Raw genomic sequence first — 14987 nt, forward strand, 5'->3', positions numbered from 1 at the left:
CCCTCCCTTAAGCCATTAGGGATTTTGCCCGGTGTGCCAATGCTTCTGCCGTTAACCCATTAAAGGCAAACAGCTGACCAGCGTTGGCTGTTGTTTCACCACGCTTCCATGCCATCACATCACGGGGTAGTGTGCTGCGTAGCATGACCGGCTCCAACATGGCGCTAGAGCCACCTGTGACACCCAACAGAGCATCGCCTGCAAATAGGGTGGCAAAGTCTTCATCACTTAAGAATGTGTCATCCCCATTGCGGCAGGTTTCCCAAGCAACGTCGGTGGAACGATAGAGGCGTCTGGGGCTAACAATGGCAACAACTTTAGAACCAATGCCTGCTTGAGCTAAGGTTTCAGCCGCTTCCATAACTGGCAGCAGCATCATATCGCCCACAACAGCAAAGACAATAGTTTTCTCCCCTGGTGTTTCTTGAAGGACAATGGCACCACTTTTTAAGGCTTCATGGGTCTGGGCCAGCGTGGTGCGAATGGGTAAAGGAGATTTACTGGCTGTAATGGTAATGCCTTTATTGCTGGTGCCTATAGCCCATTCATAACAAGCTTGAATGCTGTTGGCATCAACAGGAAACAAGGGAAACACATTGCCGTTACGCATCATAGCGGCAAAGTAGTTCTCAATTTCTGGACGTTGGTGGGTCCAGCCGTTGCGTCCTTGTTCTAGCGCCCCTGCAGTAAACAGACAGATGGTAGAGGGGGTATTTCTGCGTAACTCTGCCATGGCCTGGGTGACAGTTTGCCAAATGGGCAAGCCATTAATGACAAAGGATTCATAGGAGCACCATAAACTACGACCTCCGAATAGGGCCTGGGCAGCGGCCATACCAGCACAGGCGTCTTCGCTTAGGGGCTCATAAACTTGACCATTGGGGCCTTGGAAGTATAGATCATCTGTGGTGGGGTGAACAATCTTCAGGGCCTGGTTAATATTGTTAATTCCCGAGGCGGCATTACCGTCTGCATTGGTGACAACAAAGTTAGAGTCTTGCTGACCCACGTGCCCTACCAGTAAGCCCATGGCAGTGGTGGCCACTTGTTTATCACCCCCCACTGGGAATTCGTTGAGGGGAAGCTGGCCTAAGTCTGCTAAAGCAAGTTCTGATTCTGTAACCGCCGTCTTAACGTTGGGACCACCGTTGGATCGCTCAAAGTTGGTGCGCACCAAGTCCCACCCAACAGCAGGTAATGCCCGAGTTTGCAAAGCGTTGACAATATAGTCTTTGTCTAGGGTGTCTCCGGGATAGAGATTGTGGGACTTAGCGCCACGCTTGTGTACCCCTGCCCCTTTCAGCTGCTTAACGATGAGAACGGTGAGAGTGCCAGAAAGTGCTTGTTTTGCAGCTTTATCTGTCGCTTCTAGTAGTGCCTGGGTAAAGGCCATGCGCTGCTTTAGTGAGAAAGCCGTGCTGTCTACATAGGGACCTGGCTGATCGGCATCGTCATAATCCTTGGCATCAACCAAAATCACGTCTTTAAACCCATTGCCTTGCCAGTAGGCAATCATGGCTTCATTGGACTGGGTTGACACCATGCTGTGGTGCTCTTGGGAGAATCCGTTCCACACCAAGATGGGCAGGAAGTTGGTGGACTGGGGATAGGCCGTGTTGAAGTGGGCCATACTGCTCATGATGTAAGGCTCGCCCAAACCGCCATCACCAATGGTGACGGGGAAGAGGGTGCCTGGGTTGAGCTTGGCTCCAGCCATGGCAAAGTGTTGGCCTTGACCTAGAGGACCGGCAGGATTTAACAGGCCTGGGATCTGTCCCGATAAGTGGCCCAGTAAACCGTGGGTTTCGCGGAAGCGATCGCAAAGTTGAGTGACCGTCTTAATCTCCATAGCTTCTAACGAGCGGTCTAAAAAGACAGTGCTGTAGAAACCAGGGGCATGGTGGCCCACCTCTGTAATCAAGTTCTTGTAGCCGAGCATGATCAGGGCTGCAATCTCATCAGCAACACTGGCAAACCCACCGGGGTGACCCGACTGCTTGCTGGCGGTCATTTGTAGCGTTAAATAGCGCAGGGCATCCGCAGCCAGAACAGTCTGATATACAGCTTTAGGATCACTGGGGGATGCGATCTCAACATCCCCTTCACCAATGGCAGCCGTGTCTAAGTAGGCCGCCATTTCAGCAGGGGCCTCACCAAAATATTGAATACCGTCACAGAATGCCGGAGTGGCATAAGCAGTTACCGTCATGGACTCTTGAACCCCTGAACTAGATATGGGCAGCAAATGATCAATGCCAACAATGGAGCCTACAGCCCTGCTGACTTACATGAATCATAGCTTATTTTCTATAGTAAGCTCAGCGATCATAGATAAAAGCAGTGATTAATACAGACGATGATGACATGTCATGGGTTGTTGTTTTGATGCTGTCTAATTGATTTTGATCTTAGAGGCACCACGGATCGAGTCCAGTATCGCTTTTATAACGGTGCCACCACCTACCAAGTAGTTCTCAATTGCTGGCCCAGACAGCATTAGATGGCAGGGTTGCCGACTAGGGCAACCCTATATTAATGAGCTGCTGTATCGATAGGGTTAGGAGTTTTCGAAACGGGTGACGAGCATTTTTTCTACTAAGCCATCTGGGGTCGTTTTTTGTCCACTATCGATCCATTGGGCAAATCGCTCGGCAATGGGCAGGAGCATAGCAAACGGGCTCGTAAAGCCAGAGAAAATATGTAATCCTGCAACGCCAGGCATGGGACCAATTAGCGGTAGTCCGTCGCGGCTAAAGGTGACTACACAGTGTCGCCAGCGGCCCGGGATGTCTCTCAAACAGGGCAACTGAGCAGTGATAGCTTGACGCATTTTAGCGTCACTTTGGGCCGCATCAATGGAGTTTGTTACCAAATCTGTGCGAAACCGACTGATTTGACCGATATAGGTTGACTTATCTAAAAATTGAATTACTCCTGTATCCAAAATCGGGGGGGCAATTTCATAGGGGGGGCCATCCCAGAGACCTTCAGTGACTGGGTCACTGGCTTTGGCTTCAGCCTCAAACCGATTGGCTACCGCAGGCATGATCAAGGTACGTAGGGGCTGCTCGACGGTGGGTAAAGCAACAATTTCTGCATGGGTGTGATATAGCGGAACGGCAAGCCGTGAGTTTTTGAGTAATCGTCGGCTGTAGCCTCCAGCGGCCACGGCAATGTTCCCTGCGGCATAGGCCTGGGTCGGTGTGGTTATGCCAGTGACTCGATCGTTGATCCGTACTAAGCCAGTGACTGATGCTATAAGTTGTTGTCCTCCCAGACAGCGAAAGGCCTGATTGAGGGCCTCTAAGGTGTTAATCGGGTTGACATGGCCATGCTTGACGGTGAAAGCTCCGCCAATGGCATCAATTTTGAGTTGGGGTTCAAGGGCTTGGGCCTCTTGAGGTGTGATTAAGTGGGGTGCGATCGCAAACCGACTATACTGCTCTTCCAACTCTGTGCTATCCACACCAGGTGCAAATGTAAGCAGTAGATCGAGTTCTCGAAACTCCGTTGCTCTACCCAGCTCATCTGATAGCTGACGATGGCGTTCAATGCCCGCTTTACAAAGCTGTTTAGTAGTGGCATCTGTGCCTGACCAATAGGCAATTCCCCCATAGCTACAGCGAGTGGCACTGTCTGGATTACCATCATCCACTAGTAATACCGATTGTCCTAACTTAGCTAACTCATAGCTGAGGGCTGCACCTGCTAATCCATTGCCGATTACGATCCAATCAAACGTCTCCATTCAGCATCCCTCAGCTTGCTTGTTTCAACCACTCACTCAAAATCTAAAATCTGAAATCAAGCATTTACCTGTTGATCACCCATTCAAAATTTAACACTTGGTTTGAGCCACTGGTCTGAGTCATTAGGGTTCATCTTTAGGTCCCTCTTCAGCGCATCTACTCTAAGGAAGCATCTAAGTAAGCAAAATCAATTAACCTCCAAATTTTGGATGTACAGACGTTCCATGGACCGTCATATTCAGCATTTACTCTTGGAAGTTAGTTATGGCTTGATCCTAACCAGGACATAACCCATGCATAGCAGTAACAGTTTGCCAATGCTTTTATGTTAGTAGAGACTCTAAGACAACAAAATTTTGTTGGTTAGAGAACTCTTGACTTTCATGGTTAGCCCTCCCACCAAAGACATAAAAAGTCTCTGGCCAATTAGCCAGAGACTTTTTTACTAGAGTGAAACTCAACAGGTAAATAAGACTGCGATGGCTATCGCATCACTATTAGGCGGTATAGCCAAATAGGCTATCTAGGTAGAGTCGATTGATATGGGGGTGATTTACGCCATTCTGTAGCAGAAACAAGGATAGAGCAGCTTGCATCATCCGTTCCTGACTCCACATTTCATGGGTATCTAAATAGTCTTTGATCGATAGATGCAAATCTTCTGGAATCTCTACCATAAGGGTGACAGTAACAGGGGCTGTAACTGGGGGCATCAGATTTAAAGCTCCTTCAAGAAGATATAGGTATGACAAACTAGTGCCTAGTATTCAAGGGACTGTCATGGCTAACGCAAATGCTAGCCGCACCCTGAAGACAGTGCTCAGAAGAAGAATCACTAGGTCACTTAGGTCAGTGGAGCTTTATTGTGCAGGAGCTCTCAGAAATTAGCAATGCTCCCCACTCTTTAGATTTTTCTAAGAAGATTTTGGCCTAACGAGATGATTAGGGTTGAGCTGTTCTTTTGTTTACATGCAGTTACTCAAACGAATTGATTCTGGTCAATTGGACGTTTTCCACAGATGTTTTGAATTTGCATGACTTTGGTTCCTATCTGGGGAGAACTTATCCCAACCTGTGGAAAACTTGTGGAGAAACCTGTGGAAAACATCCTTTTTTATTAAGAAATGTATATTTCTGAATTATTCCAATAACTTTTAATTTTTTTTAGAAATATAAAGCCTTAAAAAATGGATGTTATAAGAATTTTTGTGTGTTCGGATACCTATAGGACTGTGTTGTATTGACGTCTATAGCGTAGATATCTATTAGCGCTCAACAGATTTAGTATTAGCGAAAACGGTTGGGTGGTCAGTTTCGACGAGTCGCTTTACCTGGCCAGGGCACTAGCTGCGAGTTATTCTGGCGATTATCTAAAAAAATCCCTGACATCGCTGCCAGGGGCAATGGACTTTGCTGTTTAAAGGATTAGGAGAGCTCAGTGGTGCTCTGTATATATAAACAGGCTCCTTCAGCTATATTCCTAAAAGGTTTTTGTGATCTTTTTTGTTTTTCCTTGTGTGTTTGATCACATGAAAAAGCCTCTGTCGGTATGACAGAGGCTTGGGTTGGTGTGTGAAGGTTGTTGGGAGAGGAAAGAGTGCCCTGGGAATAAAGCTTCACCGATAAACGGAGTTTGCACCGGGCACCCAAACTTGATAAGGCAGTCGTATCCATTAGCGGACTACGGTTTTAGTGCTAGCGTCTAGGGCGTTTAGCCGTTCTGTTTGAATATTTTCAATGGCCTTGGTTCGATCATCTTGGGCGTCCAGACGAGCCACTTGGATGGCTTCGATGGTTTTTGTCTGATTGTTGAGATATTCAACCTGAATTTTGTGATGAACCGTGGTCTTGGTGCGGTGATCGAGTGCCTCAAGGCGTTGCTGTTGCAGATTGAAACTGGTGGGTTCAGCAGCGGCAGCAATGGGGGCGAGAGTGCTAGCGTTGACTGACCAGTGGGCAGCGGATGCAACCAGAACAGTCAAAGCGGAAAGACGTGTGCGTTTCATGGTTGACGCTCCCTGATAAATCAATGAATTATTTATTTGCTCCATTGATTACCAGGATGCTGGGCCTAGCTGAACCTTATCTGACGGGTAACTGAAGGTTTCGTAAGGGCTTTCTGAGCTTGGCTGAGGAAAAATAGTGATCATCGTCACAGATTCCAGAGGCTAGTCAACAAGCTTCTAAATCTGGTTAAAATCAGTGTATTGCAATGATTTTGCGGTTTTTCAGAAATACCTGAATCAAAGAAGGGTTAGATATTTAAGTTTAGTAGCATAAATATGCTACAGATGTGATGTTGAAGAAATAGCTCGACTGATCGAGCTTAAAAGGTGACAGCGTAGCTATAAAGCATGTTCCATAAGGGACAGAGCGAGAAAACCACGTTGAAAATAGAGCCGTTTATTAGGTTTGAGAGCGATCAACTTCAAGGCCCAATCAGCCCATATAGTCATGGCAACTATCCACCGTTGTCCATACAAACCCAAGCTAAAATCACTGTGATAGGGAGCCTTGTCTAAGTGACTTTTGATACATCCAGCATACTCATCTATCCGTAATGCTTTCATCTGTTGCCCGTGCATCGTAGCCAAACTATAGGCGAGCACAATGACCACGACCAAGGCTAAAAAGCGACGGTCGTTCACCTTGGTCTCTTCGAGGTGATACCCCCCGCTTTTACAATCTTTGAAAAATTGTTCAATTCCCCAGCGACATCGGTAAATTCTTAAGGTTTGTTTGAGGGAAGGGAGATTTGTCAGGATATACCAGGGAGCTTTCGGTCCCGTCTTGCGATACTTGCGTTTCCAATAAACCGCCAGATTAAAGGGACCTAATCCGTCTCCTTTATTCCCTCGAATGCCGCCATAAAATTGAGACCTACCTGGCTTGAATCCTTGGTCTTTGAGGACTTGGTACTCGTCACCAGGGTGTTGTTGGAAGTGGAAGTCTTTTTTCTGACGTAAGGCAAAGAATACCCCTTGTTGGTCCAGCCATTCGGCCAATTTGGGACTATGAAATTCTCGGTCTCCTATCACCAACGTTGGATAGGGTTTCAATACTTTCAGAGCGATTTTTAAGACTCGTTTTTGGGTCCTCAGATTACTGTTGCCTACATGATCTAATAGCTCCCAATAGAGCGGTAAGGCATGAGTCCCCCATACCAGGGTCACCATAAACAGATTCCGCCCTTTCCATTGGGTTCGGTCTATCGCAATCAACCAATACCCATACTTCTGATGGGTCTTTTTTTTAGCTGACGACGCTGATCTCGATTGAGACGATGCCCGGTTTGAGCTTGTCGAATCCAATATTTGATCAATGGAAACCACAACACGGTAAGACTCAGACGAGGCAGGACTAGAAACCGTTGTAGGTTCCGTTTACGACTCGCATATTTGATCGGTTGAGGGAATAGACTGGCTAAGGTTCCAAGCGTGACTTGACGATGCGCTTGTATCAAAAGTAACACCAGCTCTAGCGTTAGATACTGCTGTTCATTGAGATGCTTACGGCAAATCGTTTGGTATACTTGAGGCAACATTTTATTTTTTGTGGGGGATGCATAGTCCCCTATTTTTTTGCCCTTTTATTTTCCCAAATCATTGCCGACTATAGGCTTGAAGTTCCTTGTCACCCTTTAAGCTGATCGAGTGGATGCGACCTGTAAGAGTGTTCCTAATTCCAGGGTCTGCCAAAATCTGGCTCATATAAACAGACCAGAATGTAGTTTGAATTTCCTATGAGATAGTTTGGTTTCGGACTTAACTACTTGCAGCCTGGAAACTGGTTGATGTGTGCCACACCATAGAAAATCAGCTCTTTATTCCGCATACGGATTTTATCAATACGCAGCTGAGTACCACTGAGGCTGAAGGAATCCAGGTCTAACAAAGCATTGACGTGTTCAATAATCGCCTTACCCAACGCTATGTCCTTATCTGTGCCACCACAGGCCACATCGACAAATGCCAACTTAGTACGCTCATAGACCTCAATACGAGCCGTTAAAGACACAAACTGAGGTGAATTCGAGATACTGCCTATGCGCACCTGACTCAATAAGCTGATGGTCTTATCATCATTCAGTAGCATTTCAGTACTGCTGAAATGAAGGGGTTGGCCCTCAAACTCCATCCGTTGCAGTTTCTCGACTACGAATGGGGTATTAAACGATGTGGTTAAATCTTCCTCAGTCAGCACAACGCGCATGGATGCCTGGGTGGGTTGCTTGATGCGCACCTGCCCTCTAAAAATAGCGCCAAAATCAATTGACACAGCCTGCACGAACAGCTCCATCGCCTTAATGCGAAGGCCGTTATACATCAACATACTGTGGCCAACGAAATCAAAGCCGTCAACGCTTCCCTGGAGCAGTTTAGCTACAGGCTCAGCTCGCACAGTGGCTTCTAGCTTGCCCGTACGTTTAAACAGAGCAGCAATGGCAGTACTCACCGCCTTGCTGACGACTTGGTCACCGCTCTGTCCTGGAAATGGTAAGTTGCCTAACACAAAGGATGTCATTCCTGATCAGTAAGCGATTTCAATGGCTGTGACGCCGAAACCAGATTTAAGGGGTCAGCTACATTATGTACCTTTTCTTAAGAAATGTAACCAGGCGTAACGATATTTTTCGCTTATATGTGCAATTGGAAGGCTAAAAGGATTTTAGTGCAGTTTTTGTCTATGGATACGGACAAACTAATGAAATGGCTCCTGGGCTATGGGAGGATACGCCACAATAGCCAGGGAAAATCGTTAAAACGGTGACAGAAAGAGGGGTTGCGGTTGACCACTATGGCAATCAAACGATGCTCCAAGCATAGAATTTTAACGGACCGGGATAGCTATGGTTTCAATCGAGATAAATAAATTATCGGGTCATTATCCTCGTGGATGTACTTTTTTGAATGATGATTGGGATGCGATCGCACCGTTCTGGTTCCCCATTGCGTTTAGTCACGACGTTACCGATAGCCCCATCGCTGCCACCCTATTGGACCAACGATTGGTTATCTGGCGCACCAGTCAGGGCGTTTCCGTCGCTAACGACCTCTGTCTCCACCGTGGTGTGCCCATGAGTCTGGGGCACATTGATAATGATCAGTTGATCTGCAAGTACCACGGCTTTCACTACAATGCCAGCGGAGCCTGTACGCTAATTCCGGCCAATCCCCAAGCAAGTATTCCGGCCCGGCTATGTCTTAAAACCTACCCCGTTCGCGAAGCGTTTGGGTTGGTGTGGACCACCCTAAGCGGAGATGGCAGCGACGCCAATATGCCCCAGTTGCCGGAGTGGGATAGCCCAGATTATCAGCCCATTTTGCCCGATAGCATTGATATTAGTGCTGCTGTGGGCCGCCAGATGGAAGGCTTTCTCGATGTGGCTCACTTTGCCTGGGTACACCATGAAGCCTTTGCCGATCGTGATAACCCAGAGGTGCCGCCCTACACAGTGACGCCAACGTCTCAGGGCTTACGAGCAGAATATCTCAGCACAGTTAGCAACTTCCCTAAAGAATTACAGCATCGAGCTCCGGCAGACTTTAAATGGCTACGGGTATTTGATGTGTTTCTACCCTTTGCCGCTATTCTGAGGGTTCATTTTCCTGAAGGCGGTCGACTCTGTATTTTGAATGCACCGTCTCCAATTTCGGCGCGCAAGACTCGGCTATTTTCGCCATTGTGCCGCAATTTTGACCAGGAGCAGCCCCTAGAGCCAGTCTACGAATTTAACCGTCAGATTTTTACCGAGGATCAAGAAGTCGTCGAATCCCAGTACCCAGAAGATCTGCCGTTAGATCTGCGTACCGAGTGTCACATTGAAGCCGACAAAACCTCTATTGCGTACCGCAAAGGGCTAGCAAAATTAGGCCTCAGCAAAGTGTATACAGCCTGAAACAACATGGGGACCCTCAATACTCTCCCAACAACGTTCTTAAATAATCAAACCCATCCACCCCAATCCACTGAATAATACCCCGTCGCTGGCTCTGCAATACTTGCTCAAACGTCTCATCTCCCAACTCTCCCGATACCACTCGCAATAATCCTGCCCCCTGCCGCCACTCCGACGACCCAATTTGATGCAACAAATACATCCCTAACGCTCCATACAGCACTGACGCCTCTACATTCCCTAAGGCTCGCTGTGCCTCCGCCAAATACGTACAGGTTACCCCCTGCAAATATACATTTCCTGCCGCCTGGGTTAATGGCAACGCTTGCTCTAACGTTGCGATCGCCAACCCCGGCTGCCCTGCAATACTATAGGCAATCCCCATGCTGTTATAGGCCAACGCCTTACTCTGAAAATCCCCCAGGGTTTCTGCCAAGTCTCGCCCCCGCTCCAAATAGCCAATTGCCTGCTCATGCACCGACAAATCCGGCGTATCGATTGCTCGCGCCGCAAACACCTCACTATAGCCATAGTTCACCAGCGCATTTGCTTCCCCCAAAACATCCCCCTGCTGCCGTGCCATAATTAGCGCCCGCTGGCTAAAGTTCTTTGCCTCCCCATAATTCTTCTGTAGCACATGCACCCTGGCCAGATGGTTAAAGCTGGCAATCACACAGCACTGATCCCCTGCAGCCGTTGAAATCTCTAAAGCCTCTTGATGAAACTCTAGCGCTGCCTCATACCGCCCCAATGTGCGCTGAGAATAGCCCAACAATGTCAGCAATCGTGCCTTCTCCTGTGTACCCGGCACCTGTTTTAGTGGTTCACTAAAATAATCCAAAGTATCTTGCAAATATCCCCCATCAAAGGCAGCAAACACACCTCCATACAAGGGGAAATCATCCCGCTGGGCAAAGCTCCGGAGACTTTGTTGCATCAGCTGAAATGAACTTCGGCTCAGATGGGGCCGGCTAGCCTGAAAGCCTTGAGCTAAACTAGCTTCAATGTTGGCAAAAATCAAAAATGTGGAGTAGGAGAGTTTTTTGCCAAGTTTTACATTATAAGGTTGTTGATCAAACCACTTCACTAATCCCCGTTTGAGATAGTGCAACAAAATCGCTAGCTGCACCCAACTACTCTCATCTAGTCGACTCCATCCCTCTGCTAGAGAAGTGACTGACTCTCCTTTTGCCAAAGCATCAAACAGCTGCTGAGCGACAGGAGACTCTAGCCGCTTTGCCCAATACTGCCAGGGACCACGGCGTTGCTCTGAGCCAAAACCAATATCTTTATCCCCCGCTTCATATAGCCAACTAACCAGTTCTCCTTCCAATTGTCTAAAAGCCGCTAGTCCAGACTCGATCCCTTTTCCTAAAGTCCTATTGCTTTCAGCCTGTAAAGACTGGGCTAGCTGTTGCAGCTGATCACGAGTGGGTGGCTGATCTTGATTAGGATCCAACAGTTTAAGTAACGTATCGAGTTGGTCTTCCCCAACAGCTGACGAAAGCTGAGCCGTCACCGACGACACTTTTTCCTCAACCTGCCGTGTTTTTTGTAAATTCGCCCATTCCCCCTGCACCATTTTTAGAGCACGCACAATCCGAGGCCCTTTTAGCGATTTATCCTGCTCCGCCGTCTGCATCCGTTCCGCCAAACAGCGCTCAAATATTTCCCCGCTTCCCACAGGTAAACCATCTTTCAGTTGACGATACACTTGAGTCTTAGACCGAATTTTACCCTTTAGAGTAGCCTGAATCAGCCCTTCAATTAGATCAGAGCATTGAGCGACAACGGAATTACCAGAATTAAGGGACATAGGCTAACCGGGAGTATAACAACGGGAATCCCCCTTAGGATAACGATTGAACCCAAGTCATGTCATTGTTTGGGCATTAGTTACCCTTTATATAAAGATCGCCTGCAAAACATAAACCGTAGATTGGGTTACACCTACACCAATATCTCTCTCTGCCAACCCAAACGTCTTTAACTCAACATTGCCGCACGCCCATCGGAAATTATGGTAAATCGCCATATACAGTGTGGGATTGGATCAAACTATGCCAATCTCTCTCCTAAATTCTCCATAGCCAACATTGCTACTTAAATTTTGGCGATGTTGGGTTTCGTGCTCTCAACCCAATCTACGTTACTTACGAAAGGACACTCTTCCCTTTAGGAAAAATTGAGCATCAAAAAATTGAACAGCAATGATCATGATCACCCTATTGTGATGACACATCAAGGGCTGCACCCTGATAATAAGTCTTGTTCCAATAGAATGCGCTATCGATAAATTCGATATATCCGCATATTTACTCAGGCTTCTAACACTAGGGGTTCCTCCTCTCAACTCATTAGTCAGAGAACTTCTCAAGTTTCTGGAAATTCGGCAATCCTTTATGTAGCAAGGAATTCAACTAAGATAACCTCTATACTTTTTCTGGAATGTCATGCTCTTGTTAAATAAATGTTGCAGCTATTGTTTCTAATTGCTAAGGTGTGACCCATGAATTGTTCGTGATGCAGTTTGAAATGATCACCCATGCATCATGACCAAACCACTCCCATGGGAAAAGCTATAGTTTACGCGGTCGTAAATCCTAGTTCTGGGCATGGCTCACGCTTAGTTTTCAATTCATCTGTGCAGTCGCTGATTTGGAGAATGATTGTAACTGCTGTTAGCACAGCTTATCTGACAACCAATTGACGCTCAAAATTGGTTTATGCCAAAGATCAGCAACGCTTTATACATGTAGAGGATTTCAGCATACATACATGAAATCCTCTATGTTTCCATCTCAATAATATTCAGATATCGGTACAGTCCTGGTTCACTTGCCTTGTTGAAGATATGAACCCAGGCCATTTTGGAGTTTTTTGATTATGGATATGCAAGGAAAGACGGCTCTGGTAACCGGAGCCTCACGTGGTATTGGCCGTGCAATTGCTATTGAACTCGCCAAACAAGGTTCTGGTTACATTTTACTTATCGCCCGTGATCTTCAGAAATTGAGAGAAGTGGCAACAGAACTCCGTAAGTATGGGACTCAGGGTATCCCTCTCTCTGTTGATCTGACCGAGCCAACAGCAGTCAATATTGTTGTTGCCCAAGCATGGAAAGACTATGGGCCATTTGACCTACTGGTCAACTGTGCCGGTGTTGCCTACCAATCTAACTTTTTGAAAACCCCCCTCGGGCAAGCTCACACTGAACTATCGACCAACTTGATGGGACTATATACAGTTACCTGGCTTGTCGGACGACGGATGGCATCTCGTCGACAGGGCACCATTGTTAACGTCTCTAGCCTTATGGGTAAGGTGGCTGCACCGACGATGGCCACGTATTCAGCCACCAAGTTTGCCATTGTTGGCTTCACCCAAGCCCTTCGCCACGAATTAGCTGCCCATAACGTCCGTGTTGTCACACTGCTACCTTCTCTGACGGACACTGACATGGTGCAAGAGTTTAACTTGTTTCGTTGGGTACTTCCCCTCAGCACTGAAGAAGTTGCCCAAGGCCTAATAACTGGCCTAAAAAGCCGCAATTCAGAAATTGCTATTGGCTGGCAAAGCCATATGGCTTTATGGTTTCACCGATTTTTACCCCAAGCAATGGATGCCATCATCCGGCTGTCTAATCCGACTCAAGCTGCGCCGACATATCCCAGACCCAAAAGGGTATAAATCGCTGATATTTGCCTCAAACACGTTGCCCTTTTGCATGCGTATCTATACGTATTTTGTCCCATACCCCAGGTATTTTTTATGACCAACTGCCTGGGGCATTTTTCAAGTAAAGCAAGCTATAAAATTCTTATTTCAAGAAAGTTTGTTTATTTATTAAGTTTCTAAATTTTACCCATAGTTAAGTCAGGTACCTAAGCTTGGCTGAAGCTTACAGACCTTTGGCAGTTCCCATAGGCTGTTCATCATTACATCAGGGCTATTCAAAGGTGCCTCCAAATGCAGACGCTGTGAATAGGGCTAATAAAAAGCTATGGAGGGTGATCACCCCCAATACCATTCGGGATGTTAGTGGCTAAGATGGTTAATATATTGACTTAATTGAATAAACAATGAGTTTCTAGAAGACTCAATTCTTCATATTTAAGTCAATAAGTTACGTCCAGTCCGTTGGACTATAAATAAGCGTTTTCCTGCTATTTTTGTAATCTTCACAGAAAATTAGTTGCTCGTTTCAAAAGGCACAATTTGGCAATTGGGTAGTTATACTAATAGGGTGTAACACCCCCCGTATAAGGCTTCGTAGTTACGAGCAGAAACGGATAACATCAACGATCTGAAGATCAGCAGTTATCCCGATTTGCGAACGAGGATCCGGAAAACCATGTTGTGGTTTGGGATCTATTTTCTGCGCATAAGGATTACCGGTTTATACACAAGCCTATGTTCTTTTATGCCTGTAGCGTTTCCTGTGTGTCACTCCCTTGTGTGTCACCAAAGTAGATGTCGAAGTTTATTTAAATTGACTTCAACATTACATAGGTCCAAGTGACCTAACTGAGAAAGAGGCTTATGCCGGGATTGTTGTTAAGTAGGTGACGAATGCCATGGTTGATGTGAAAGCACCTCCCTTACGGGAATACATTAACGTCATGGAACTGTTAGTAGCAGAAGAGGTTGAGCAACAGCTACGCCAGCTACCAACTCGTGTTCTTAAATATGTCAAACCGATTGAGGTTGAGACCTATGCCTTAAATCGGTTGCCTCCTCTATATGCAGTCAGTGAGAAAGGTTGGCAATCTCAATATCACAAGGCCAAATATGAACTGCGAAAAGAGATTAACAATGCTGTTAGGCAAGCCATTGCGGCAGTTCAGGTAGATCCTCTACGAGCCTCTCGTCCTTTGGTACGTCGCTCTGCGATTGCTGGAGCCAATGCAGCTTTGTTAGAGCAGTTTCGAGCTGCACTGGGGCAACCCAATTTAACTTGGGAGTCTCTGTTGCGTAAGTGCAAGCGGGCTGGTGCTGCCAGACGTGGAGCAGTGACTGGAGAAGCAGAACCACCTCTACCTACCAAGCCCTATGCAGCAGCGGCTGCCCACGATGTGGATGCTGCCCCCGATGCGGATGAGTATGCAGCAGCCTATGCATCTGAACATGCAGACCATATGGATCACCATGGAACCGTTTGGCGGCCAGGTACCTATGGTGAAACATCCTGGCATCCTAAGCGGAACTATGGCTATCAGACGCCAAAGCCTCCTTCCACCTCAACCTACGATTGGAATGATTCTCGATATCGGTGAAAATTTAATCTTGTAGAGGCGTTCCATGGAACGCCTCTACAAGATTAATTGATGGAATGCCTT

General features: G+C 46.8%; 9 protein-coding genes and 1 pseudogene. 3 read left to right on the plus strand and 7 right to left on the minus strand.

Features of this window, described 5'->3' with window-relative positions; translation table 11 throughout:
* Positions 1 to 7: 7 nt before the first annotated feature.
* The 6 genes and pseudogenes from U2F10_RS30795 to U2F10_RS30820 form a co-directional block, all read right to left on the minus strand.
* A complete protein-coding gene (locus tag U2F10_RS30795; protein WP_499874175.1) occupies positions 8 to 2209 on the minus strand; it encodes a phosphoketolase family protein in 2202 nt (733 codons plus the stop codon).
* Between the two features lie 348 nt (positions 2210 to 2557).
* Positions 2558 to 3748, minus strand: a complete 1191-nt coding sequence (locus U2F10_RS30800) for an NAD(P)/FAD-dependent oxidoreductase (RefSeq protein ID WP_499874176.1) — start codon at positions 3746 to 3748, stop codon at positions 2558 to 2560.
* Positions 3749 to 4246: 498 nt separating this feature from the next.
* On the minus strand, positions 4247 to 4462 hold the full coding sequence (locus tag U2F10_RS30805; protein ID WP_163667003.1) for a DUF2811 domain-containing protein: 216 nt from the start codon (positions 4460 to 4462) through the stop codon (positions 4247 to 4249).
* Between the two features lie 960 nt (positions 4463 to 5422).
* Complete coding sequence (locus U2F10_RS30810) at positions 5423 to 5755, minus strand: hypothetical protein (RefSeq protein ID WP_250565066.1); 333 nt, start codon at positions 5753 to 5755, stop codon at positions 5423 to 5425.
* Between the two features lie 339 nt (positions 5756 to 6094).
* Positions 6095 to 7293 (minus strand): annotated as a pseudogene (locus tag U2F10_RS30815) (IS4 family transposase).
* A gap of 224 nt (positions 7294 to 7517) precedes the next feature.
* Complete coding sequence (locus tag U2F10_RS30820) at positions 7518 to 8273, minus strand: LmeA family phospholipid-binding protein (RefSeq protein ID WP_499874177.1); 756 nt, start codon at positions 8271 to 8273, stop codon at positions 7518 to 7520.
* A 325-nt stretch (positions 8274 to 8598) separates the two neighbouring features.
* Between U2F10_RS30820 and U2F10_RS30825 the strand changes: the two genes are divergently transcribed.
* Positions 8599 to 9648 (plus strand): Rieske 2Fe-2S domain-containing protein, encoded by a 1050-nt coding sequence (locus U2F10_RS30825; RefSeq protein WP_499060442.1) that lies wholly within the window; start codon positions 8599 to 8601, stop codon positions 9646 to 9648.
* Positions 9649 to 9664: 16 nt separating this feature from the next.
* Here U2F10_RS30825 and U2F10_RS30830 read toward each other — a convergent pair whose 3' ends face one another.
* Positions 9665 to 11464: a tetratricopeptide repeat protein gene (locus U2F10_RS30830; protein WP_499874179.1), complete on the minus strand. Its 1800-nt coding sequence runs from the start codon at positions 11462 to 11464 to the stop codon at positions 9665 to 9667.
* 1070 nt (positions 11465 to 12534) lie between these two features.
* Here U2F10_RS30830 and U2F10_RS30835 point away from each other — a divergent pair.
* Together U2F10_RS30835 and U2F10_RS30840 are read left to right on the plus strand one after the other, a co-directional pair.
* Positions 12535 to 13338 (plus strand): SDR family NAD(P)-dependent oxidoreductase, encoded by an 804-nt coding sequence (locus tag U2F10_RS30835; protein WP_163666995.1) that lies wholly within the window; start codon positions 12535 to 12537, stop codon positions 13336 to 13338.
* 887 nt (positions 13339 to 14225) lie between these two features.
* Entirely contained in the window at positions 14226 to 14924 is a 699-nt protein-coding gene (locus U2F10_RS30840; protein WP_250565065.1) for a late competence development ComFB family protein, read from the plus strand.
* The last annotated feature ends 63 nt before the right edge of the window (positions 14925 to 14987 follow it).

The sequence above is a fragment of the Leptothoe sp. EHU-05/26/07-4 genome, from assembly GCF_043421015.1.
Lineage (GTDB): Bacteria > Cyanobacteriota > Cyanobacteriia > Phormidesmidales > Phormidesmidaceae > Leptothoe > Leptothoe turfae.